This window comes from Candidatus Profftia lariciata, assembly GCF_020541265.1.
GTDB classification, from domain to species: domain Bacteria; phylum Pseudomonadota; class Gammaproteobacteria; order Enterobacterales; family Enterobacteriaceae; genus Profftia; species Profftia lariciata.
Genome location: NZ_CP045925.1, coordinates 1,099,142 through 1,123,231 on the forward strand (window position 1 = coordinate 1,099,142; position 24,090 = coordinate 1,123,231).

General features: G+C 21.9%; 12 protein-coding genes and 1 tRNA gene. 4 read left to right on the forward strand and 9 right to left on the reverse strand.

Going from position 1 to position 24,090, the window contains the following annotated elements:
• Positions 1-192 precede the first annotated feature (192 nt).
• Positions 193-429 (reverse strand): hypothetical protein, encoded by a 237-nt coding sequence (locus tag GII40_RS02880; RefSeq protein WP_226813330.1) that lies wholly within the window; start codon positions 427-429, stop codon positions 193-195.
• 2,491 nt (positions 430-2,920) lie between these two features.
• On the opposite strand from GII40_RS02880, the gene mnmA reads away from it, so the two are divergent.
• A complete protein-coding gene (gene mnmA / locus GII40_RS02885) occupies positions 2,921-4,027 on the forward strand; it encodes a tRNA 2-thiouridine(34) synthase MnmA (protein ID WP_226813331.1) in 1,107 nt (368 codons plus the stop codon).
• A gap of 690 nt (positions 4,028-4,717) precedes the next feature.
• On the opposite strand, the gene rpmA is transcribed toward mnmA, so the two are convergent.
• The 4 genes from rpmA to GII40_RS02905 all read right to left on the reverse strand — a co-directional run bounded on the left by rpmA (position 4,718) and on the right by GII40_RS02905 (position 7,875).
• Positions 4,718-4,975 carry a 50S ribosomal protein L27 gene (rpmA, locus tag GII40_RS02890; RefSeq protein ID WP_226813332.1) on the reverse strand — a complete coding sequence of 86 codons (258 nt, stop codon included), beginning with the start codon at positions 4,973-4,975 and terminating at the stop codon, positions 4,718-4,720.
• A gap of 15 nt (positions 4,976-4,990) precedes the next feature.
• Positions 4,991-5,302 carry a 50S ribosomal protein L21 gene (gene rplU, locus GII40_RS02895; protein WP_226813333.1) on the reverse strand — a complete coding sequence of 104 codons (312 nt, stop codon included), beginning with the start codon at positions 5,300-5,302 and terminating at the stop codon, positions 4,991-4,993.
• A gap of 909 nt (positions 5,303-6,211) precedes the next feature.
• Complete coding sequence (rsmD, locus tag GII40_RS02900; protein ID WP_226813334.1) at positions 6,212-6,796, reverse strand: 16S rRNA (guanine(966)-N(2))-methyltransferase RsmD; 585 nt, start codon at positions 6,794-6,796, stop codon at positions 6,212-6,214.
• 1,006 nt (positions 6,797-7,802) lie between these two features.
• Positions 7,803-7,875 (reverse strand) — tRNA-Phe (locus GII40_RS02905).
• A 529-nt stretch (positions 7,876-8,404) separates the two neighbouring features.
• Here GII40_RS02905 and yihA point away from each other — a divergent pair.
• Both yihA and prfC read left to right on the forward strand, forming a co-directional pair.
• Positions 8,405-9,028, forward strand: a complete 624-nt coding sequence (gene yihA, locus GII40_RS02910) for a ribosome biogenesis GTP-binding protein YihA/YsxC (RefSeq protein WP_226813647.1) — start codon at positions 8,405-8,407, stop codon at positions 9,026-9,028.
• Positions 9,029-10,672: 1,644 nt separating this feature from the next.
• Entirely contained in the window at positions 10,673-12,262 is a 1,590-nt protein-coding gene (gene prfC / locus GII40_RS02915; RefSeq protein ID WP_226813335.1) for a peptide chain release factor 3, read from the forward strand.
• 1,801 nt (positions 12,263-14,063) lie between these two features.
• Here the strand turns inward: prfC and ispH are convergent.
• From ispH to ribF, 4 genes are all read right to left on the reverse strand, one after another.
• On the reverse strand, positions 14,064-15,017 hold the full coding sequence (ispH, locus tag GII40_RS02920; protein WP_226813336.1) for a 4-hydroxy-3-methylbut-2-enyl diphosphate reductase: 954 nt from the start codon (positions 15,015-15,017) through the stop codon (positions 14,064-14,066).
• A gap of 392 nt (positions 15,018-15,409) precedes the next feature.
• Complete coding sequence (gene lspA / locus GII40_RS02925; RefSeq protein ID WP_226813337.1) at positions 15,410-15,931, reverse strand: signal peptidase II; 522 nt, start codon at positions 15,929-15,931, stop codon at positions 15,410-15,412.
• The gene (gene ileS / locus GII40_RS02930) at positions 15,906-18,764 is read right to left on the reverse strand and encodes an isoleucine--tRNA ligase (RefSeq protein ID WP_226813338.1); all 2,859 of its coding nucleotides are present in this window, start codon (positions 18,762-18,764) and stop codon (positions 15,906-15,908) included. The genes lspA and ileS overlap by 26 nt, the downstream gene beginning before the upstream one ends.
• Positions 18,765-18,854: 90 nt before the next feature.
• Positions 18,855-19,793, reverse strand: coding sequence for a bifunctional riboflavin kinase/FAD synthetase (gene ribF / locus GII40_RS02935; RefSeq protein WP_226813339.1), 939 nt, complete (start codon positions 19,791-19,793; stop codon positions 18,855-18,857).
• Positions 19,794-21,830: 2,037 nt separating this feature from the next.
• Between ribF and GII40_RS02940 the strand changes: the two genes are divergently transcribed.
• Positions 21,831-23,132, forward strand: a complete 1,302-nt coding sequence (locus GII40_RS02940; protein WP_226813340.1) for an adenylosuccinate synthase — start codon at positions 21,831-21,833, stop codon at positions 23,130-23,132.
• The last annotated feature ends 958 nt before the right edge of the window (positions 23,133-24,090 follow it).

The following is a 24,090-nucleotide window of genomic DNA, read 5'->3' on the forward strand; positions in this document are numbered from 1 at the left end:
TAAAAGATAAAATCAGGATGACGATAAATAGGAGAAGTTAAATAAGCATAAATTGGCAATGCTCATTCCAAGTATCTATATTTTCTAGTTTGTATATAACTTCCTTTATAGAATAAAAAATTATTATTTTACGTATGGTATAATAAGAGAAGATTAGTTATTTTATGTATTAAATATAAAGAATTTTTTGGTTTAGGATTTATCCTTTTTTAATATAAGGTAAATATAGTTAAGAATCCTGCCGTAGGGATAAAAGTGTTTATCTTTAGAACAATTATCAATACAATATAAAAAGGGTTCTTCATGTATAGTGACAAAACATACTGTAGCAACATGAGCTAAAATTATACATTCTTCTATTAATGAAGAAGCATCATTACGTATATGTGATTCAATACATTTAATATTATGCTTGGTATAAGATACCATGTAACTTTTTCAGGTTCGCATACAACACTCTATATACTTTACGAGTATGAAGAAAATTTTATAAAGATTATACAATTTTTTAATAGTTATTATTTATCAATAATAATGTTGATGAAATATTTGATCACCTGAAAGCATATGTGCTACTTAATTATAAATAAGATGAGCATAAGAGCTACATAATAGCTTCATATAATTTAAAAAATGTCAGGCATCCTATTGTAAATATAGTAATTTTACAGTTATATATAAACTATTTATATTTAGCTTTAATAAGCATCATCTAGTAAGATAGTATTTTCATGACATAGTAATAACACATGATAAGAAATAAACTAAGTGATCATGTTTACATGATTGATGATATATTGTAATATTGAAGGAACATAATAGCTAATGTTAGTAATTGTTATTCATAAGCAACAGTCTCCTCATGTTTTTTATAATAAACTGCGTTATTAAAATCATAAATTTCCTCACCATAAATTATAACACATAGTAAACAACGTCCTAATGTTCTTTTTTACTGTTATCAATATTGTATGTTTTTAAAAACTAATGTTTTTGTATTTCTTTAGACTAAGACTTTAGAATTTTATAAGTATGTAATGCTATATCTATTGATCTTTTCGTATCTATATTATGATCTTATACTTCAACTATTTTACTTATTTCCTCAGCAGAACGTATTGGACGTTAAGTGAGTTGCACAATAACTATAAAGCCTGTATACGTATCATATAATTAATTTTTATAGTATTGAAAAATTAAAATTTAATCTAAATATAATTAAAAATGATAAATTTTATTCTTGTTGCAACAAAATAAAGACTAATAATTTGGCTATTTTTAGGTTTTAGAGCAATTATAATACAGACTTAACGTCGTCTTTTTTATTTATAATACAATTAAGCTAGTACAATATTACAATTAATGCACAATGTTATTGCCTCTAGAGATAGTAAAAAATCATGATAATATTTATTATCTTTAATACAAAACATCATAACTATCGCGATATCCAATAATAGTACTATCTTCAATTTAAAAAGTTTTAGCACTGGATAAAAACTACTGTTGGATAAATATTGTTTGTCGATCATTTTTCATATTTTTTAGATGCCACTGAGATCTTCTAAATTTTTTCTTTTATAATATTCAGTACATACACAATATTCTCATAACTTATTAGTATAGTAATTTATGACAAATATATTAACTCACGTTTTGAAATTAGTCATACATATTATTGTTTTATATCCTTAAACAAGATATTCGTAATATAGCATGTACTTAAATATTATTGAAAGATGATTACTAAATTAATGATAAAATACATAATAAATGATTAATATGTTTCTATTAAAATTTTGCTGAAGTAGTAGTATGTATACTATTCAATTAAACATTTATATGTTAAATTATTTATTATAATTATTAGATCATCTAATCTAGTAGTATTATTATAATAACAACTAATATAGTTTATATTATAACTTTTAAATATAAAACATAACTAATATTAATATTTATGTACTTTATTTCAAACAACAACACAACAACATTATGTTTGAAAAAATAGCAAAATTAGTAAAATAATCATTAATTATTTATTTCTATGCATTATAATAGTTAATTTATAATAAAGTTATTGTATATAATTTTATTATATTAAAAATAGTGATACTATTTAACATAAATACTTAATACATTAAAATTAATAATTTATTTTTTAATATTTAATATATGAGGTATTTAAAAATATCAATTGACTAAATAAACATTAATTATTCTATAATGATTTATTAAATATTTATTATATATTTAATTATTATCTTATGATAAGATTAATTTTATTAAATTATATAAAATAAAAAAATTTAATATATTATTTTAAGAATTTTATGTATTTCGATTGTTAATAAAATAATAAGTCAATATTCATAATATTATTGATACTTACGTATATGACTATAGAAAATAATATTATACAATAATTATTTAATATTGCATATTATAATGTTTTACCTATATAAAAATAATATTTTTTAAAACAAATCTTACTAAAATAATATGTGTTATAAAAATAAATATATAATGTATTCCATGTTATATTTATAATAATACAAATTAATATTTGTAATATGTCATTTATATGCAAAATATAATTGTATTATTTTAAGTAAAATTTCTATAAAATAGAATAAATAAAAGATTATAACAATAATATTATATTATTATATAATATATATTTATTTTCATAAGATTAATAAATCTTAATGCTATTAAGAATAGCTTATATTAATTATATATAACTAATAAGCAATGAAATAATATATTATTTAATAATAAATGTATTAGATTATAAGTAATCTAAATTAAGATAAAAAATATTTATATTATACAATATCTTACAATATATAATACTCTATTTATATATAGTATTATATAGTATCTAATACTCATACTCATACTCATACTAATACTAATTATGTCTAATAATAAACATACAAAAGTGATTGTTGGAATGTCTGGTGGTGTTGATTCCTCTGTTGCTGCTTATTTATTAAAAAAACAAGGTTTTCAAGTTTCTGGGTTATTTATGAAAAATTGGGAAGAAGATGATACAGATGAATATTGCGCATCTGCAATAGATTTAGCAGATACTAAAGCAGTATGTGATTTATTGAATATTACATTACATACAGTCAATTTTTCTGATGAATATTGGAATAAAGTATTTAAAATTTTTTTAACTGCATATCAAAATGGTATAACACCAAATCCTGATATTCTTTGTAATAAAGAAATTAAATTTAAGGCATTCTTAGAGTTTGCTAATAATCATTTAAATGCAGACTATATCGCTACTGGTCATTACGCACAAATACGTAGTAATAAAATTTCAAATCTTAAACAGCTATTCCGTGGTACTGATCCAAATAAAGATCAAAGTTATTTTCTCTATACTTTAAACCAGTTACAACTTTCAAAAAGTTTATTCCCATTGGGTATGCTAGAAAAAAAACAAGTACGTAACATTGCTGAGTTGTTAAATATGTCAACAGCTAAGAAAAAAGATTCTACTGGTCTTTGTTTTATTGGAAAACGTAAATTTCGTGATTTTATTACTCGTTATTTGCCTATGAAACCAGGTAAAATAATGACAATAAATGGTGATGAAATCGGCCAACATCAAGGATTGATGTATTATACATTAGGACAACGTAAAGGCTTAGGTATCGGTGGTACTAAAAACGGAGGTACAGATCCTTGGTATGTAGCAGAAAAGGATATAAAAAATAATATTTTAATAGTTGTTCAAAGTAAAAATAATCCACATCTTTATTCACAGGGTTTAATTGCTAAACAATTGTATTGGATAGATCATAAAATAGTTATTAAAACATTTCGCTGTGTGGTAAAGACTCGTTATCGTCAACCAGATATTGATTGCATAGTAATACCTATTAATAATGATCGAGTTGTAGTACGTTTTGTAACACCAGTAATTGCTATAACTCCTGGACAATCTGCTGTTTTTTATAAAGATAAATTATGTCTTGGGGGTGGAATTATAGAACAAAGAATAATATAAAAATATTTTATATATTAATTAATAAAACAATAATTTATTATATAATAATCAAAACTTTATATTACTGTATTTATTAGTTTAATCTAATATTGTTATAATAACGAAATAATAAAGTATAAAAATTATTATTTATAATAATAGATTATAAAAACTATTTATTATTGTCATATTTCTAAGAATTAAATATTATAAAAAATAATTACTTAGAAACTCTATATATTAAGTAAAGACTAATTACTATACATTAATAATTACTTTTTGTACAATAAATTATTTTAATAATTTTCTTAATTTATTATAATATTTTTTTAATGTATGGTAATCATATTATTAAATAAGTATTATGAAATTTTTTTAAAAACATAAGAAAGATAAAATAAAAAAATTAATATTGATTATTATACAATACATAGAAATAATAAAATGAATTTTAAAGATAAGTAAATATTTGATGTTGATTACAAATCTTTTTATTTTTTACTCTTTATAAATAAATTAAATTTATACTATAAGTATATACTTAGAGTGTATATTTTTGCATATTCATATTATTATCTATGTTAATTAAAAATTTTAATATACTAAATAATATTTTTGAAAATATTTATTTATAATCATATTTTTATATAACAAATACTTAATATAATTACTTTTTAAAAAATATTTAAAGATATTTTTATATAAAACAGATTATTTCGGAATAATACTAACGGATTTATGATTTTTAGGACCTTTAATTGCAAAGCACACTGTACCGTTAATCAAAGCAAATAAAGTATGATCACGTCCGCAACCTACATTATTACCAGCATGAAATTTAGTACCTCGCTGACGAACTATAATGCTACCTGCTAATACTGTTGCGCCTCCAAAGTGTTTTACCCCTAAACGTTTAGATTCGGAGTCACGACCGTTACGAGTAGAGCCACCAGCTTTTTTATGTGCCATCAATATTCCTTAGATTTAATCTTTAATAGCAGTTATTTTAACATCAGTAAACCATTGACGATGACCTTGTTGTTTTCTGTAATTTTTACGACGACGAAACTTAACTACAACTATTTTTTCTTTACGACCGTGTGCAATAATTTCAGCTATAACTTTACTTCCAGTGATAAATGGAAAGCCAATTTTTATATTTTTATCATTATTAAGCATTAATACTTGATTAAATTCAATTTTTTCGCCAGTTACAACATTTATTTTTTCTATTCTAATAGTTTGATTTTCTTTAACTAAGTGTTGTTTGCCACCACTCTGAAAAACCGCATACATATAAACTCCGTATTTTGTGTGTATAGTTTTTATTAGACGCATACGTTATAACTATTTAAATAAATAGTATTTATTATACTATAGAAATATTTTATAAAGCAATAAATTATTTAATAAAATATACTAATTATTTTAAATAAAAATTTATTATATTAAAACATGCATCATAATAAATAATTGATAATTTTTGTTAAATGCTATGTTTATAATTATTGTATTAATACAATAAAAAATATTTTGCATATATTATATAATAAATAATTTTATATGTAATTATTATATTAAATATTATACAATATAATTATATAGATTATTTATAAAAAAGAAATAATTATTATATAATCTCTGAAACAATTAATAAAATATTATTTTTTAATAAAAAAGTGTTTATATTAACTACTTGTATATTGCATTATGAAAATAATTTAATTAATACATATTATGTTTTAATATTTTACTAAAATAGTATAAGTTATATTAAATGATAGATATAATTATAAATAAATATTTTTTTATTAATTATCTTTATATTGAAAATATATATTTTTAAGAAAAAATATTTAATATTTTTATTTAAAATTAATTAAAATAATATATTTAGTATACTTGTTTTTTAAAAATTAGATTTTATCATAAAATTAATTGTTTAATATTACTTAGAATATTATTTAAGTACATACTATTTATAATATAAAATAAAATATGTTAAGATTTATTTATATAAATAGTTTAATTTGTTACTTAAAGTAAACTAATAATTAATGTAATTAAGATTATTTTATAAATAAAAATCATAAAATATTATAACAAGAGGAATATCCATAATTTAATAATTAAGATATAAATCATTAATATAAAAATAATTCTTTAGCTTTATAGAATATACTATATATGTAAATAATTATTCATTTATATTATAAGAGATCGTTTATATAAAATATAAGCAACTTGACCGGTACTTTTTTTCCGATATAAATTCCAATTTAGAGGCACATCTATAATAGAGTTTTCGACTTCAACTTCTACATATATAAAAGCATCTTGGGTCAACCAACCATTATTTTCTAATAGCATAATAGTATTAATTAATAATCCTTTACGAAAAGGAGGATCTAAAAAAACAATATCATACGGCTTATTAGGTAGTAATAACCATTTTAGCGTATCAATATTTTGTATGATTACTTGATGAGTATTAAGTAATGTTACATATTTTTTTAATTGAGCTGTAATCATGCAATGAGAGTCTAATAATGTTACATGTCGAGCATAACGAGATAAAGCTTCAAAACCTAACGCTCCACTACCAGCAAAGCAATCTAAACAACGGGCATTTCTAATAACAGGATTTAACCAATTAAACAATGTTTCACGCATTCGATCTGCTGTTGGTCTAAGACCTGGAATATTTAATACATTAAGTTTTTTACCACGCCATAAACCACTAATGATACGAATTTTCCCTTTAAATGGAAATACAGATTTTTTTATCATAATGTTAATACTATAATATATTATAAAATTATATTTTTATTATATAACTTTAATAAATCAATAAAATTTTAAGAAATCGTATATTTAAATCTCTATTTTAGCTATAAAAATATTTTACATAAGCAAAAAATAATTTAATATTTTTACGTAATCTAATATCTTAAGTATTCTGTATAACACAAAAACTATTTATTTCATCTATCTTACAATAATATTTATATAGCATTGTTTCCTAAACACTACTACTAATAAATGCACCCATAAATATCATTTATATATAAGGTAATAATATCTTTAAAGTACAAGTATTAATAAATTATTAAATTTTTTAATCATACAGAAAATCTTATTATATAAAAATATAATAAAAGATATTTTTAACTAGATTTAGGAAATATAATTAATAATATTACAATTGTTGTTTAGAAAATTATGATGAATAATATAACTTCTTGGTTATATTAGATAATATACAATATTGCTTTTTAAGCAATTTTAGCGTTATAATGCAAATTACTACTCCTTTTAATTCCTGATGTAACTATTATTAATGCACAATTATTAAAATTTAGGTTATTACTAAATTTTAAAAGCATAAAGATAAAAGATTAATAATGTTAATTATTTGCATAACATATATAAAAATTTTTCAAAAAATATCTTTATGATATAATACTGTTACAGCTAATACACGTTACTATGTTTGTATTTAGATTATTGATTTTCATTGTAATGAAATGCTTATTTTAAGAGTAAGTTCATTACACAAAATATAATAACTTTAAAATATTAATATGTTATTGATATAATACAATTATACTAAATATATAAAATACTTGGAGATTAATGTTTAACACATAAAATTTTTAATTTAATTAATTATTTAATAATATAAATTCAGTTAATATTAAAATTTCATATTATATATATAATATTATACAACTATATAATATTTAGTAAAATAATCATGCAATTAAACTATTAAATAAATTTTATTATTAAATAATGCCCGGACTCGGAATCGAACCAAGGACACGGGGATCTTCAATCCCCTGCTCTACCAACTGAGCTATCCGGGCCATACATGATATATGGTATATAATAATTTTACTATTTGTCAACAACATTAAATAATTATTATAATAAGCAGTATATATTTTATATATTACAAACAATAAAAATTTTTATATTATATATAGTATAGATTAATAATATATTATAAAGTAATATGTTATTTTTTTAAGATATAATTTTATTATTTAGTATTAATAATAATCTATTATAAAATACTATAAAATTTTTATACAATTTATTTATTATAAAGCATTATTTTTAAAAAATTTTAGAAAACTAATGTATTAAATTTATTGCAATATAATATAATTGTATACTCAATGAATAATTTTAGTTACAGTTCATGCAATACAATTTTATAAATTACTTATTTTACATCTTAATTAGTGAGAAATTATCTAATAATTGTTTTCAACATACTATTTATTTAAAAATAAAATATTTTATCTTATGAAGATATTATACTAAAATAGTACTATTTATCATAGTAAATTAAATAATATATTTAGATAGTATATTTTCAGTGGAATTAATATTTTGCAATATTATAATTATCATATTACCCGTTTTGTTACTAGCTCGCCTAATATTCGAGTATTACTTTCTGATACTGGCGTAGAAGTTGCTTTTGCAGGACGTTCTAATGCAGGCAAATCAAGTGCTCTAAATACTCTAACTAATCAAAAATTATTAGCACGTACTAGTAGAAATCCTGGTAGTACTATATTAATTAATCAATTTGAAGTAACCAAAGGTATACGTTTAATTGATTTACCTGGTTACGGTTATTCTAAGATGCATAAAAACAAACAACATCAATGGCTTCAAGAATTACGCAAATACATATATCAACGTGATTGTTTAAAAGGAATAGTGCTATTAATGGACATTCGTCATCCTCTAAATGATCTAGATCAAAAAATCATTCAATGGTCCGATGAAGTTAAAGTGCCAATAATGTTATTATTGGCCAAAGCAGATAAATTAAATTATATTGCACGTCAAATACAATTGAATTTTGTACGCAAAGAAATATTACCTTTAATAAGCAATATTCAGGTTGAAGTCTTTTCTTCTCTAAAAAAAATAGGTGTAGATAAACTTAGCAAACAATTAAACATATGGTTTAGTAGTAGCATATTATCTACAGTAGATTAGTATGTATTAAGAAAGTTATATAACTAAATATTGATTTAATATAAATATAGTATATTATAATATACTTATTATAAATTAAAAAATAATATTTTATACATCATTTAATAAAATTAATTATTTTTCTATTAATAATATTATATTGTATTTATATTAATAATATATATAAAATATAATATATTATTTTATAATGTAATTTTTTAAGAAATATTAAAAATTAATAATATTATTAATATTTAATACTTATTAGTAATACTAATAGTATGTTGTTTTTAATAATATATTTTAGTATTATATTTATAAATACACATACTTTTTATTTTTATAATATACATATTAAGTTTAAATAAATTACTTGTTTGCTACTATATATTACTGTGATATTTTTTACTAAAAATCTATAAAGTATCATTTATATGATCAATCAACATATATAATGAGATATAAAATTAATATTCTAGTATATATATGTTAATATTACGTATATATCAATAATATTGATATAATTTTTACAGTTTTCATAAAATAACAAAATACTATTTAGCAGAATTATCTTGGTTATATCTTAACTATTTTACAATAAAACTTTTAGTATGAATAATGCATGCTATATGAATGATATTCATCATAATAAATTTTATAACAACATTATAAATAATTTGTTTATATAACTCATACGTAATATATATAATAAATAAGTTTATTAAAATTTTTAATGTATGTTTATATCTCCCAAGTAATTTATTTTTATATTAATAGTTATATAATATATTGAATAATTCTAAATATTTTTATTATTCAATATATTCAATAAAACTTTATAAAATACTTTATATATTAAAAGACACAATAATTATAATAATATTACGCTCTAAGCCAGATAAAGATTGATTATAGTGATAATATACTTTATAAATATAATATTTAATTATATACATCAATATTATTTTAGTATTGTATATCAATATATTATCAATATTTATTTAACTAAATTTTCTTTAATATAACTAATGAATACATTATATTATTTATTCAGATATCGTAATTAATTATTACTGAGTATTGCTGCTAAGTAGTTATCGAGATTATATAATTTTGAATGACATCATACTAAAAATATTATATAACTAATATTAATTTAAATTATAAAGAAAATATATTATATTACCTGTATTAACTATTAATAATTATTTTTTAGTTATTATTTATATGCCTAAGAAAACATGGCTATTCTAAAATTAGAATTTACTTTAATGAATATATTAAATATTTGTACTAGATATCCATTATACAATCAACTACTATTTAATAGTTAGACTGAGATTGAATTTTATATTTTATAGATTAGTATATTATTAATTATTTTTTAATAGTTACATAGTATTTTATTAAATAATAATTAATTATTTATGATAAATCAACTAAGAAATAATATCATTATTTTATAATAAAGATATTATTTTTATTACATTATTGAGCATTAATTTATATAAATTATATAATAATATATAACTAAGTAATTGAGTGAATAACTATGTATTATGTAAATAATTTTTTTTAAAAACCTTTTTATAACCTCTTTACGTATTCATATAGCATATTTATAATAAATATTAGCGTAAAGTAATAACTCATAAAATTTATAATATGTCTTTTAATAAAAATATACACGAAATATTAAAACGCCGAAATTTTGCAATTATTTCTCATCCAGATGCAGGTAAAACTACAATTACTGAAAAAATTTTATTATTTGGACGAGCTATCCAAAAAGCAGGTACCATTAAAAGCCGTGGATCTAATAAATATGCAAAATCTGATTGGATGGAAATAGAAAAACAGCGTGGTATTTCTATTACTACTTCTGTAATGCAATTTACATATCGTAATTATTTAATTAATTTATTAGATACTCCAGGACATGCAGATTTTTCAGAAGATACTTATCGTACAATTACTGCTGTTGATTCCTGTTTAATGGTGATAGACGCAACCAAGGGTGTTGAAGAACGTACAAAAAAACTAATAAAAATTACTCGTATGCGTAATACGCCAATAATAACTTTTATGAACAAATTAGATCGCGAAATTCATAATTCAATAGAATTACTGGACTTAGTAGAAAAAGAGCTTAATATTGCATGTGCACCTATTACATGGCCAATTGGCTGTGGTAAAACATTTAGAGGAGTTTATCATTTTTATAAAAATTTAGTATATTTATATAAAACTGGTCAAGGACATATTATACAGGAAGACAATATAATTGAAGGTTTAGAAAATATAACTTTAGATAAAGTTATAGGAAGTAATTTAGCTAAACAAATACGTGATGAATTAGAATTTGTGAAAGATACTACTCCGTATTTTAATAAAAAAATGTTTCTTAATGGTACTTTAACACCGGTATTTTTTGGTACTGCATTAGGAAACTTTGGTATAAATCATATGTTAGACAGTTTAGTGCAATGGTCTCCTTCTCCGATGCTACGTTTAACAAATATTCGTACAGTATATCCTTTCGAAGAACAATTTACTGGTTTTGTATTTAAAATTCAAGCTAATATGGATCCTAAACATCGTGATCGAATAGCCTTTATACGTATTGTATCTGGTCATTATAAAAAAAATATGAAAATATATCATGTTCGTACTGGTAAATATATGGTGATTTCTGATGCTGTTACCTTGATGGTTGAAGAACGATCACATATTCAAGAAGCTTATGCAGGGGATATTATTGGCTTACATAATCATGGTACTATTAAAATAGGTGATACTTTTACTCAGGGTGAAAATATAAATTTTATAGGAATTCCAAATTTTTCTCCAGAAATATTTCGTCGTATTACCTTGCATAATCCTATAAAACAAAAGCAATTATTAAAAGGTTTAGTTCAACTATCAGAAGAAGGAGCAGTACAAATATTCCGTCCAATTAATAATAATGATTTGATAGTAGGTGCAATAGGTGTATTACAATTTGAAGTTATAGTGGCACGTCTTAAAAATGAATATAATGTTTTAGCTACATATGAATCTGTCAATATCATTACCGTGCGCTGGCTTGAATGTAAAGATATGCATAAGTTTGAATTATTTAAGCGTAAGAATGAATTACATTTAGCATTAGATGATGCGAATAACTTAGTATATATTGCACCAACTATAATTAACCTTAATATGATACGTGAACGTTATCCTGAAATAAAATTTCTTAATAATCGTGAACATTAACTATGTTATTTAAATAATTTAATTAAAATAAAATATTTTTAATAAATAACAGTCTATACAATATATTTTATTTATAATGAATTGTATAAAAAATATAGGTTGATAGATTTTAATTTAGATTATTATTTACATATTATTGTATAATTTTTATTCTTAAAAAAAGAAACTTATTATTTCATAAGATTATTAATCTTATTTAAAATCTAAAATATTACAATTATTATTTGTAATATATCCATCATATTTTCTTAGATAATATATTTTATATTACTTGCTATGTATTAGTCATAATCTAATTAAATAATAATATATTATACTTAAATTAAAATAATGTATTTTAAATATGTTATGTTGATTTATTTATATAATTGAACTATTAATTAAAAAAAAATGATAACAATCTTTATATCAAAATTCACAAAATATACAGAGGTACATGAAAATTTATCTATAATTTATTAGAAATAAAACATCTAGTAAAATTGATCATATAACATTGCTAATGTTAACTATATAAATTAATAAAAAAATATTTTTATTTTATATATCTAATAATTTATTATCTTTTTATTAAATAGAAAAAATACTATTTAAATCGTGATATATTATTGCTAATAATTAAATATATTATTATATTATATTATTAATTAATATAATAATATTACTGATACTATAAATAAAAAATTACTTCTTTAAAAATAATTATTACTATCTTGATTCTTTATTAAAAATAATTAATTATTTTAAATAATTATATATTTGTTGTTAATATTTAAAAATATTAATAATTTAACTATTAATAAGTAATATAATTATTATAATATAATGTTTAATATTATCATTTAATCTAAAATATTATTTAATAATCATTTTTTATATATTGTAATCTTTAATATAATTATATTATTGACTCTTATTTATATATTTTACCTATATTTTATTATAAAATTAAAGATTATTTTATTATTAAGTCTTTATTTTGTTATAAAATATGTTGTTTATTCTAATCTATAGAATAACAATATTGTTATATTGTTAAGTACAATATCTTTTTAAGATATTTATTTACTTCTTAAATAAACTGTTAAATTAAAGGTAATAAAAATATTTAATAATATCTTGATTGATCTAGATGATATAATATATTTATAAAATATTATTATAATTAATTTTATTAATCTTTATTTGTATTATCATGTTATGCTTAATAAGCATACTGTCTAATAAAATATATTAGTAATAAATTAATAAATAAATTATTAAATGATATAATTAATTTTTTATAAAGTAATAAATATATTAAATATATTTATATCACTAATATTATAAAAAAATTTTTTTATAATTATAAATATTATCATAATAATATTAGTTATATATAATAAAGAATTCTAAAGTAAACAAATATAGTAAGTATAATGGTATTATATACTATTCTTATAAATAGTATGATACTAGTTCATTATATATAGCATATAAAAAATTTTTATTATTTAGTGATATTATAAAATATTTATAATATAAATATATTTTGTAGCTAATTTCATATCATTATATGAAATATATTTAATAATAAATTGATCATAATTCAAGATATTATAAATTTATAGTATATTGTTAACTATATTAACTAATCTAAATTTTATATTATTAAATATAATATATGTCTTACATGTCTTATAAAATCTGTAAATTATAAATCTCTAATATTACTATATTTTAAATAATTAATAAAACATGTCTGTAATAAAAAAATAAGCAATATACAGCTACATTTTTTAAAATATTGTGAGAACAATAATCAATCTATGTCTTTAATGTTTATAAGAAGTTCTTTGGAAATATTAAAAAAAATATTTTCTTCATGACCTTGCATTTCCACGGGACACTCTCCCCCAAACTTTTGAAGACGTTTAATGACATCTTGTACTAAAATTTCAGGAGCAGATGCCCCTGCAGTAACACCAATACACTGTATATTATGAATCCAATTTTTACAAATATCGCTAGCATAATTAATTAAAAATGATGGTATTCCCATGCCTTGCGCTATTTCTGTTAAACGATTTGAGTTAGAGGAATTTTGTGAACCCACTACTATTAGTAATTCAACTTTATTTGCTAATTTACGTACAGCTTCTTGACGATTGATGGTTGCATAGCAAATATTATTTTTACGTGGCCCAATAATCTTAGGGAAACGGTCTTTAAGAGCGTGAATAATATCTAATGTATAATCCATAGAAAGAGTAGTTTGTGTTACAAAACATAAATTAGAGTTATTTTTTACCTGTAACTTATATACATCTTCTGGAGATTCAATTAAATATATTCCTCCTATGGGGTTACTGTACTGACCCATAGTACCTTCAACTTCTGGATGACCAGAATGCCCAATTAAAATAACCTCAATACCTTTGCGACTGGCACGCATGACTTGCATATGCACTTTAGTTACTAATGGACAAGTAGCATCTAATAACATAGTTAGATTACGCATTTTAGCTTCTGTGCGAACAGCTTGTGAAACACCATGAGCAGAAAAAATTAAAATTTTATTATCAGGAACTTCGCTAATTTTTTCAATAAATATAGCTCCTAATTTACGCAATCTATTATTTACATAATGGTTGTGCACTACTTCATGACATACATAAACTGGAGAACCATATATTTCTAACGCACGTTTTACAATACTAATAGCTCTATCAACACCTGCACAAAAACCACGTGGATTAGCTAATATAATTTGCATTAATATACCTATTTTAAGCAAAATTTAAAGTAATTTATATCAGAAATTTATACATTTCTGCATTATATTACTAGATAGTAATTAAATGACATTGTATTTATTACTTAAATTAGTCAATACTATAATATTTAGTATTAAAAATATATTAAAAATAATTAAAAATTGTAAATTAAATAAAATATTTTAATATAACATATAATTAAAATTATTATTATTTATTTTATTGTTTACAGTAATTTTTAATTTATGCATTTATTTTGTGCTAAAATTTTTATTTTATTCATGTACAATCTTATTACTTTATTATACCTTGATTATTTTATAATAAAAATATTTTTTGTAAAAAATTTTATTTAATGTTTTATTATTATTAATCTATATATTAATTAATATTAGTTATTTTTTAATGAAAGATAAGCTTCTAACATCATTAATGTAATACCAATACAAATAGTACAGTCTGCAATATTAAAAGTAGCAAAATGCCATATTCCAATATGAAAATCTATCATATCTACAACAAATCCATGCCATATACGATCAAAAAGATTAGCTAATGCACCTCCTACAACAAAAGAATAAGAAATATTCTTAAGTTTATGCACGACATTAGTGCGATACATTAAAATAACTAATATTCCACAGATTACAATAGCACTATTAACAAATAACCAATATTGCCATCCATTATTGCCAGCAAATAAACTAAAAGCAGCTCCATAGTTACGTATATAATATAAATTTAAACATGGTAGTAAGTTTTGCGTTTCACCTAAAAAAAAATATTTTAGAATGAAATATTTACTACTTAAATCTATAATTAAAATTATTGGTACTAACCAAAGCCACCATAATCCCGTAGATATATTATTTTTCTTACACCAATTATTATGCAAATTTACGTTTTTCTCCATAACCTAGAACATTAATTGTACAACGCGGACAAATATCTAAATGTGTATTATCATTAATTGTAGTATAAAAATGCCAACAACGTGGACATTTTTGGCCCTCTGCTTTATTACACAAAACCTTTAAACCTGGTAATGCATCACTTTGAGTTGCATGAATTGGTGCATTAACTAACGGTTCTACTTGAACTTTAGAAATAATTAATACAAAATGTAGTTCATTTTCTAAACTATTTAGCTCATATTGTAAAATATTATCAGCATACAGAGTAATTTGAGCATCTAGAGAACCGCCAATTATTTTATCAGTACGTGCTTGTTCAATAACTTTATTTACTGTGGAACGAACTTTCATTATTTTAGACCAAAAATCATGATTCATAATTTCATAATGATCTAAACAAAATAAATTATTATACCACTCTTCAGTAAAAACAAAATCGACACGTTCGCCAGGCATATGACGCCATAGCTCATCAGCGGTAAAAGATAAAATAGGTGATATCCAACGAACTAAAGCTTCAGATATATGAAATAATGCCGTTTGACAACTACGACGAGGGATACTGTTTGCTTGCATAGTATACTGACGATCTTTAATAATATCTAAATAAAAGGCACCCATATCAATTGAGCAGAATTTTAAAAGGTATTGCACTACTGCATGAAAATTATAGTGATCGTAAGCATTTAAAATTTTTTTTTGTAAATGCATTGCACGCTCAATTGCCCATCGATCAAGAACTACCATATTTTCTGGTTTAACTAGATGTTTTTTTGGATTAAAATCATGCAGATTCGCTAATAAAAAACGCGCAGTATTACGAATACGACGATAATAATCTGCAGAATTTTTTAGGGCCTCATGTGACACTATCATTTCATTAGTATAATCAGTAGAAGCAACCCATAAACGTAAAATATCACTACCTAATGTAGTTACGATATCCTGAGGACTAATGATATTACCAATCGATTTAGACATTTTATTTCCTTGCCCATCTACAATAAAACCGTGTGTTAATACTTGACGATAAGGGGCTTTACCGTTTATTGCAGTAGAAATCATTAAAGATGACATAAACCAACCGCGATGTTGATCAGAACCCTCAAGATATATATCTGATATATTACCATGAAATTCAGGGCGTACATTAACTACCGAAAAACTAGTTGAACCAGAGTCAAACCATACATCTAAAGTATCAGGTATTTTTTTATATTGATCTGCTTCTTCACCTAAAATTTCTTTAATATCTAAATCCCACCATGCTTGAATACCGTTTTTTTCAATACGCTGAGCCACTAATTCCATTAATTCTACAGTATGAGGGTGTATTTTTTGTGTATCTTTATGAACAAATATTGACATCGGAACACCCCAAGTACGTTGACGAGAAATACACCAATCAGGTCGTTGTGATACCATATGCTCAATATGTGCTTTACCCCATGTAGGCATCCAAGCTCTTAAACCTGTATTGTTTAAGCTTGCCTTTTCTATTATATCAATTTCATTGAGAGCCTGTTTACGTAGGTCGTTATAATCAATATTAATAAACCACTGCGGAGTTGTGCGAAATAATATAGGAGTTTTATGGCGCCAACAACATGGATAACTATGACGAATTTTTTCAGTATAAAAAAGTGCACCATATTTTTTTAATATTTTAACAATGATATCATTAGCTTGAAAAACAAAAAGACCATCTAAAGTATGATCACTATCAGAATAAGTACCATTTAAGTAACAACCATTAGGCCCAACAGTATGAGTTATTTCTAAATTATATTTTTGTCCAATCAAATAGTCATCTGGCCCATGACCTGGAGCTATATGGACAGCACCTGTACCTAAATCTAATGTTACATGTTCGCTCATAACGATAGGTACATCAAAATCCATAAATGGATGTTGACAACGATCTAACTCTAAATTTATACCTTTGCAAGTACCCAATAATTTCCATGTAATTATATTTGCTGTTTTAATAACATTCTTAACAAGATCAGCGGCTAAAATTAAGCATTCATCATTAATAGTAATTAATTGGTATTCAATATTAGGATGTAAAGAAATAGCACGATTAGCTGGGATTGTCCAAGGAGTTGTCGTCCAGATGAGTATGTAACATTTACCTATAAAATTTTTTATACCAAATTTAGTTAAAATTTTTTCTTTATTAATTACAGCAAATCGTACATACATAGATAACGAAATTTTATTATAATACTCAACTTCAGCTTCAGATAATGAAGAACTACATGCTGGGCACCAATGAACTGGTTTAATGCCTCTCATTAAGTAACCATTATCTACTATTTTAGCTAATGTGCGAAGTATGTTAGCTTCAATCTTAAAATCCATAGTTAAGTATGGATTATTCCAATCACCTAAGACTCCAAGACGTTTAAAATCAGATTTTTGACTATTCACTTGCTCAGCAGCATATTCACGACATTTTGCACGAAACTCAGAAGTATTGTATTCCTTATTAGTATTACCAAGTAGTTGTTCTACTTTTATTTCAATGGGTTGGCCATGACAATCCCAACCTGGAATATAAGGAGCGTCAAATCCACTTAACCCTTTAAATTTAATAATAATATCTTTAAGAATCTTATTTACTGCATGACCAATATGAATACTACCATTCGCGTAAGGAGGACCATCATGCAGAATAAAAATTTTTTTATTTTTTTTTGCATTACGGATCATTCTATATAAATCATGCTTATACCAACGATGTAGTATACAAGGCTCAAGCTTAACTAAATTACCCCGCATCGGAAATGTTGTAGTCGGCAAGTTTAAAGTATGTTTATAATTACTCATTAATTTCTCATTTTTATGTTAATATCATTCATAGTTTAACAAAAAATTATTTAATATTAACCTCTTGTAATAATTAAGTTATATATAAAATTATACTGATGTATCTAATTTAAAAAATGCACGAGCCATTACTACGTCATTAGCAATTTGTTGTTTTAATGCATCAAGAGAAATAAATTTTTTTTCATCACGCAGTTTTGCGCGGAGTACTACATTAATATAACGTCCATAAATATTAATTGTAATATCTAATAAATGAACATCTAATTGTTGATGCCTGCCAGATATTGTTGGACGGATGCCAATATTTGCAACACCAGGTAATGGTTTTGCAGTTAATCCATAAACATCTACAATATATACACCTTTTACAGGTGCAATTAACCATTTTAGAGCTAAATTAGCTGTTGGGAAACCAATTGTCCTACCAATTTTATCACCGTGTATCACGCGTCCAGATATGCTATATGGATGTCCTAACATTTTTTCTGCTAAATTAAGATTATCTGCTTGTAATGCTTGTCGAATAGCCGTGCTACTAATACGTTGATTGCCTGTACAAAAGCTAGTAGAATTAGTCACAGTAAAACCAAACTTATATCCTGATTGTTTCAATAATTTATAATCTCCTTGACGTTTTGCACCAAAACGAAAATCATCACCAATTATAAGATATTTAATACCAATCTTTTCAACAAGTACTTTTTTCAGAAAAGTATTTGCTGAAATAGCTGCAAAAAAATGGTTGAAACGAATACACAAAAAATAATCAATTTTTGCATTAGCTAAATAATAGCATTTATCGCGTAATTGTGTAAGTCGAGCTGGTGCCTTATTTGCTCTAAAAAATTCTAAAGCATGAGGTTCAAAACTCATAACCATAACAGGCAATCCTAATCTTTTACCTTCTTGCGTTAAACTAGTTAACAATTTTTGATGACCACGATGAACTCCATCAAAGTTACCAATTGTTAATATACAACTATTATGGCGTGCCCGTAAGTTATAAATGTCTCTAATTAACTCCATAGCACACTCAAAAAAAACAAACATATAAATGAATTAATAGTTATATATACTTACATTTATGAGTTGATTAAAATATTTCTATAATCTTTACAAGAATAATAATATTATATCAAAAATCACAAACTATTTAAATATCATTTTTATTATTTTAATTATTACTAGTTATTTATTAATAAATACTTAATTAAAATAATAATATGTAAATTATTATTTAAGATAATCTTTTAATGATTTATTTAAAATAATAACATAACACTATTATAATAAACTCATTAGTAATTTTTTTATTAAAAAACTTAGTAAAGATAAATACTCATCAAAAATGATGTATTTGATATATTTATCATGTTACACAGTCATTTATTAAAAATAGAATATTTAATTATATAGTGCTATTAAATTATTCTTGTTAATTTATTATATATTCACATAACTAACATATTTTCATATTGCTGAAATAATGTGAAAATTAATTAAATATTAACACTAAGATTAATAATTTAGATAATAAATTTGCTAAAATTATGCATGACATACGTGCATGATATTTTTATGTTAATATTCTTTAGTATATTAATTATTATTAAATCAAATATTAAAAAATATTTTTTAATAAAAATAATTTATTTAAAATAATTAACAAACTAATATATAGTATTATAAAAAAATTAAAATATACAAAATATTTATTTTAAAAAATCATTATATATTTATATCTATATATTAAAAAATATTTTGTAATTGTTTCTATGCTCTGCTAGAAATACTATTATTGTATTAGTTAGAAATTATATAATCTTTAAATTTTAATCTAATTTAAGATTCTCTAGAGTCAGTCGAGCGGTAAATCACAAATAAAAAATTTATTAATATATACATAAAAATTAAATTTTTGATATTTACTTACCACTAAAACTATAAGTAATATAAAAACATAAAATATTATTTTTATTTATAAATATATATTTTAAATATTTTCTAAATTTATTAAATAATTATTATATATATTGTATGCAATAAATATAGAAATTATATATATAAAATTATTATTTGTTAATATAATATTAATATATTATTGAATGATAAATAAATGATATTTAGTATATATTATATCAGGAAAATAATAAATCCATTTAATAGATAATACAACAAAATAATATTCATATTATGAATATTATTTTGCTATCCACTGAACATATTAATAAACATTACTTATATATTAAATATATTATGATGATTAAACTAATAAATATACTAATAATGTATATATTTTATATATTATCGTTATACTGTATAATATATTATTTTCTTTTAACTAAGATTAAAAATGAATACGTAGATAACAAATAAATAATTACTATTACTTTTAGTATATTGTAAATGTTTACTAGACTATATATAATATCTTAGAATACTTTATATGATTGTATATTTATAAATTTTCTATCATTATAATATTTATTAATTTATTTAATAATTTTACAACTTATATTAACTAATCTTTAACACTTATTAAATAATTAAAGCATAATTATATGAGTTTATGAGGCATATATTGAAAATATGCATATTAATATTTTATGTATTCTACTTTTATTAAATTAATAATTAAATCATGATTTTATAGAGTATTTTTATAGTTTTAAGTTAAGTTATTTAACTAATAAAAAATTTAAATTTATAAATAAGCAACGTATATGTAAATATTTATTACATTCGATAATTTTATCTTATAAAATATTATATTTAATTAAATATACATAATTTAATCGGTAAATATTGTTTATTTTTGTATTGTTAACAACAATAATATTATATATTAATAATATAGATTTTCTTCTTAAAAAAAGAAAATATTTTTAGTATTTATGCATTTATGATTTATATTAAAAAATAGATATATTTTTATAAACTTTATATTTGCATTTATATTTCAAACTTTTAAGATTGATTATATAATAATCCTATTAAAAATATTAAAAAATTTAAGATAAGTAATGTTAGAATTGATTTTTAAGCATATGTGGTGAAAATATAATGAGTAAGAATATAGTCATAATAGGAACTCAGTGGGGTGATGAAGGTAAGGGTAAAATCGTCGACTTGTTAACCGAAAAAGCAAAATATGTTGTACGTTGCCAAGGTGGACATAATGCAGGTCATACGATAGTTATCAATGGTAAAAAAACTATTCTTCATGTTATACCGTCAGGTATTATGCGAAATAACGTAATAAATGTTATTGCAAATGGTGTTGTATTATCACTTAATGCTTTAATACACGAAATAAAAGAGTTAGAAAATAATTCTATCCCTGTTAGAGAACGTCTATTATTATCAGAATCTTGTTCTTTAATATTGCCATATCATGTAGCATTAGACAATGCTCGCGAAAACTTAAGTGGTACTAAAGCTATTGGTACAACAAAAAAAGGTATTGGGCCTGCATATGAAGATAAAATAGCGCGTCGTGGTCTACGTGTTAGTGATATTTTTAATGAAGAAAAATTTTCTATTAAGTTGAAAAGCATTATAGAATACTATAATTTTCAATTAGTAAATTATTATAAAACTAAAGCTATTCATTATCAAGTCATACTTGATGAAGTAATGACTACTGCTGATATAATAAAAGATATGGTAATTGATGTTACATATCTTCTTAGTCAAGCAAGTAAGAAAAATGAGTTTATTATATTTGAAGGTGCACAAGGTACTATGCTCGATATAGATCACGGTACTTATCCATATGTAACTTCATCAAATACGACGGCAGGTGGTGTAGCTACAGGTGCTGGTATAGGTCCACGTAATCTTGATTATATTTTGGGTATTTTTAAAGCTTACTCTACTCGTGTAGGTGCGGGGCCATTACTAACGGAACTATTTGATGACACTGGAGAATTATTATTTATTAAGGGGGAAGAATTTGGTACCACTACTGGTCGTCGTCGTCGTACTGGATGGTTGGATATTGTTGCACTTTGCCGTGCTGTAACATTAAATTCTTTATCTGGTTTATGCATTACAAAATTAGATGTACTTGATCACTTAGATAATATAAAGATATGTATAGGTTATCGTATGCCAGATAATTCTCAAATTTATACTATTCCTTCAGACCCTATACATTGGGGAAAAATAGAACCAATATATAAAATAATGCCTGGTTGGAAAGCACCTACCTTTAGTATTAAACAATATAATAAATTGCCAAAAAATGCAATTAATTATATTAAGTATATAGAAGAAATAACTAATATTCCAATAGATATCATTTCTACTGGCCCTGATCGTGAAGATACTATAATTTTACGTGATCTATGTGATATAAAATAATCTCACTTAATATTGAATGTGTCATTTAAAATAAAATCAAGTAAATATTGAATAATTATTATTATAGATAAAGAAATAAAATATAATAACTAATATTTTTTATATATCAATACTATTGTATCATTTCATATCATAGATCATAAATAATTTTTAATGGTATTAATTATTGCAAAGTATAAATAAATATTTTTTGTTATACTTTCAAAAAATATATAATAATTATACTTATTATTGGTATATCATAAGTATAATATAAATGATCCAACATATTATGCTTCTATAAGAATTATTAAGTTAATTCATATTATAAATAATTTAATTAATTTAAATGTAAATTTTTTAAAAATAGTTATTTATATTATATGTTAAAACTATTATATATAGTATAATATACGGCAAGTTAACTGATTATATATCAAGCAAGCTGGTAAACTATATTAGTTTATTACATTAAATAAAATATTTTAATAAATTAAATACTAAGAATATTAAATATATAAATATACTGTAGCGAATGTATTTAATTAATATATTCTAATATGTTATACAACGCAATAAGTAAACTATATTCATAATTAAAGATATAATCATTAAAATATTTTATAGTATTTTCGTTTATTATATAGTTTTTACTAATACTACATCAATATGAACTAAGAAAGTTTAGTTAAATTACAAGGAATATTATATAATTTTAAAAAAATATTACTAAATAAGTTATTAACTAATAAAATTATAAATACTTATACGCTAAGTATTAATTTATAAATTTATACAAATAATGATAGAATTATTTTAATATTTATATATATAATATCTTATATACTATCTATAATGTATATTATTAGTTATATACAAAAATATTTTACAATTTACAATAATATATTACGTATATTAATAATAGTAAAAGTAAGAAAGTTAGCAAATACTACATATCTAATAAAAACTATTATCTATT

What these genes read in the sequence shown, in the direction of transcription:
- GII40_RS02880 (WP_226813330.1), bottom strand. Translation starts at nt 429, where the DNA reads ATGGTATCTTATACCAAGCATAATATTAAATGTATTGAATCACATATA.
- mnmA (WP_226813331.1), top strand. Translation starts at nt 2,921, where the DNA reads ATGTCTAATAATAAACATACAAAAGTGATTGTTGGAATGTCTGGTGGT.
- rpmA (WP_226813332.1), bottom strand. Translation starts at nt 4,975, where the DNA reads ATGGCACATAAAAAAGCTGGTGGCTCTACTCGTAACGGTCGTGACTCC.
- rplU (WP_226813333.1), bottom strand. Translation starts at nt 5,302, where the DNA reads ATGTATGCGGTTTTTCAGAGTGGTGGCAAACAACACTTAGTTAAAGAA.
- rsmD (WP_226813334.1), bottom strand. Translation starts at nt 6,796, where the DNA reads ATGATAAAAAAATCTGTATTTCCATTTAAAGGGAAAATTCGTATCATT.
- prfC (WP_226813335.1), top strand. Translation starts at nt 10,673, where the DNA reads ATGTCTTTTAATAAAAATATACACGAAATATTAAAACGCCGAAATTTT.
- ispH (WP_226813336.1), bottom strand. Translation starts at nt 15,017, where the DNA reads ATGCAAATTATATTAGCTAATCCACGTGGTTTTTGTGCAGGTGTTGAT.
- lspA (WP_226813337.1), bottom strand. Translation starts at nt 15,931, where the DNA reads ATGGAGAAAAACGTAAATTTGCATAATAATTGGTGTAAGAAAAATAAT.
- ileS (WP_226813338.1), bottom strand. Translation starts at nt 18,764, where the DNA reads ATGAGTAATTATAAACATACTTTAAACTTGCCGACTACAACATTTCCG.
- ribF (WP_226813339.1), bottom strand. Translation starts at nt 19,793, where the DNA reads ATGGAGTTAATTAGAGACATTTATAACTTACGGGCACGCCATAATAGT.
- GII40_RS02940 (WP_226813340.1), top strand. Translation starts at nt 21,831, where the DNA reads ATGAGTAAGAATATAGTCATAATAGGAACTCAGTGGGGTGATGAAGGT.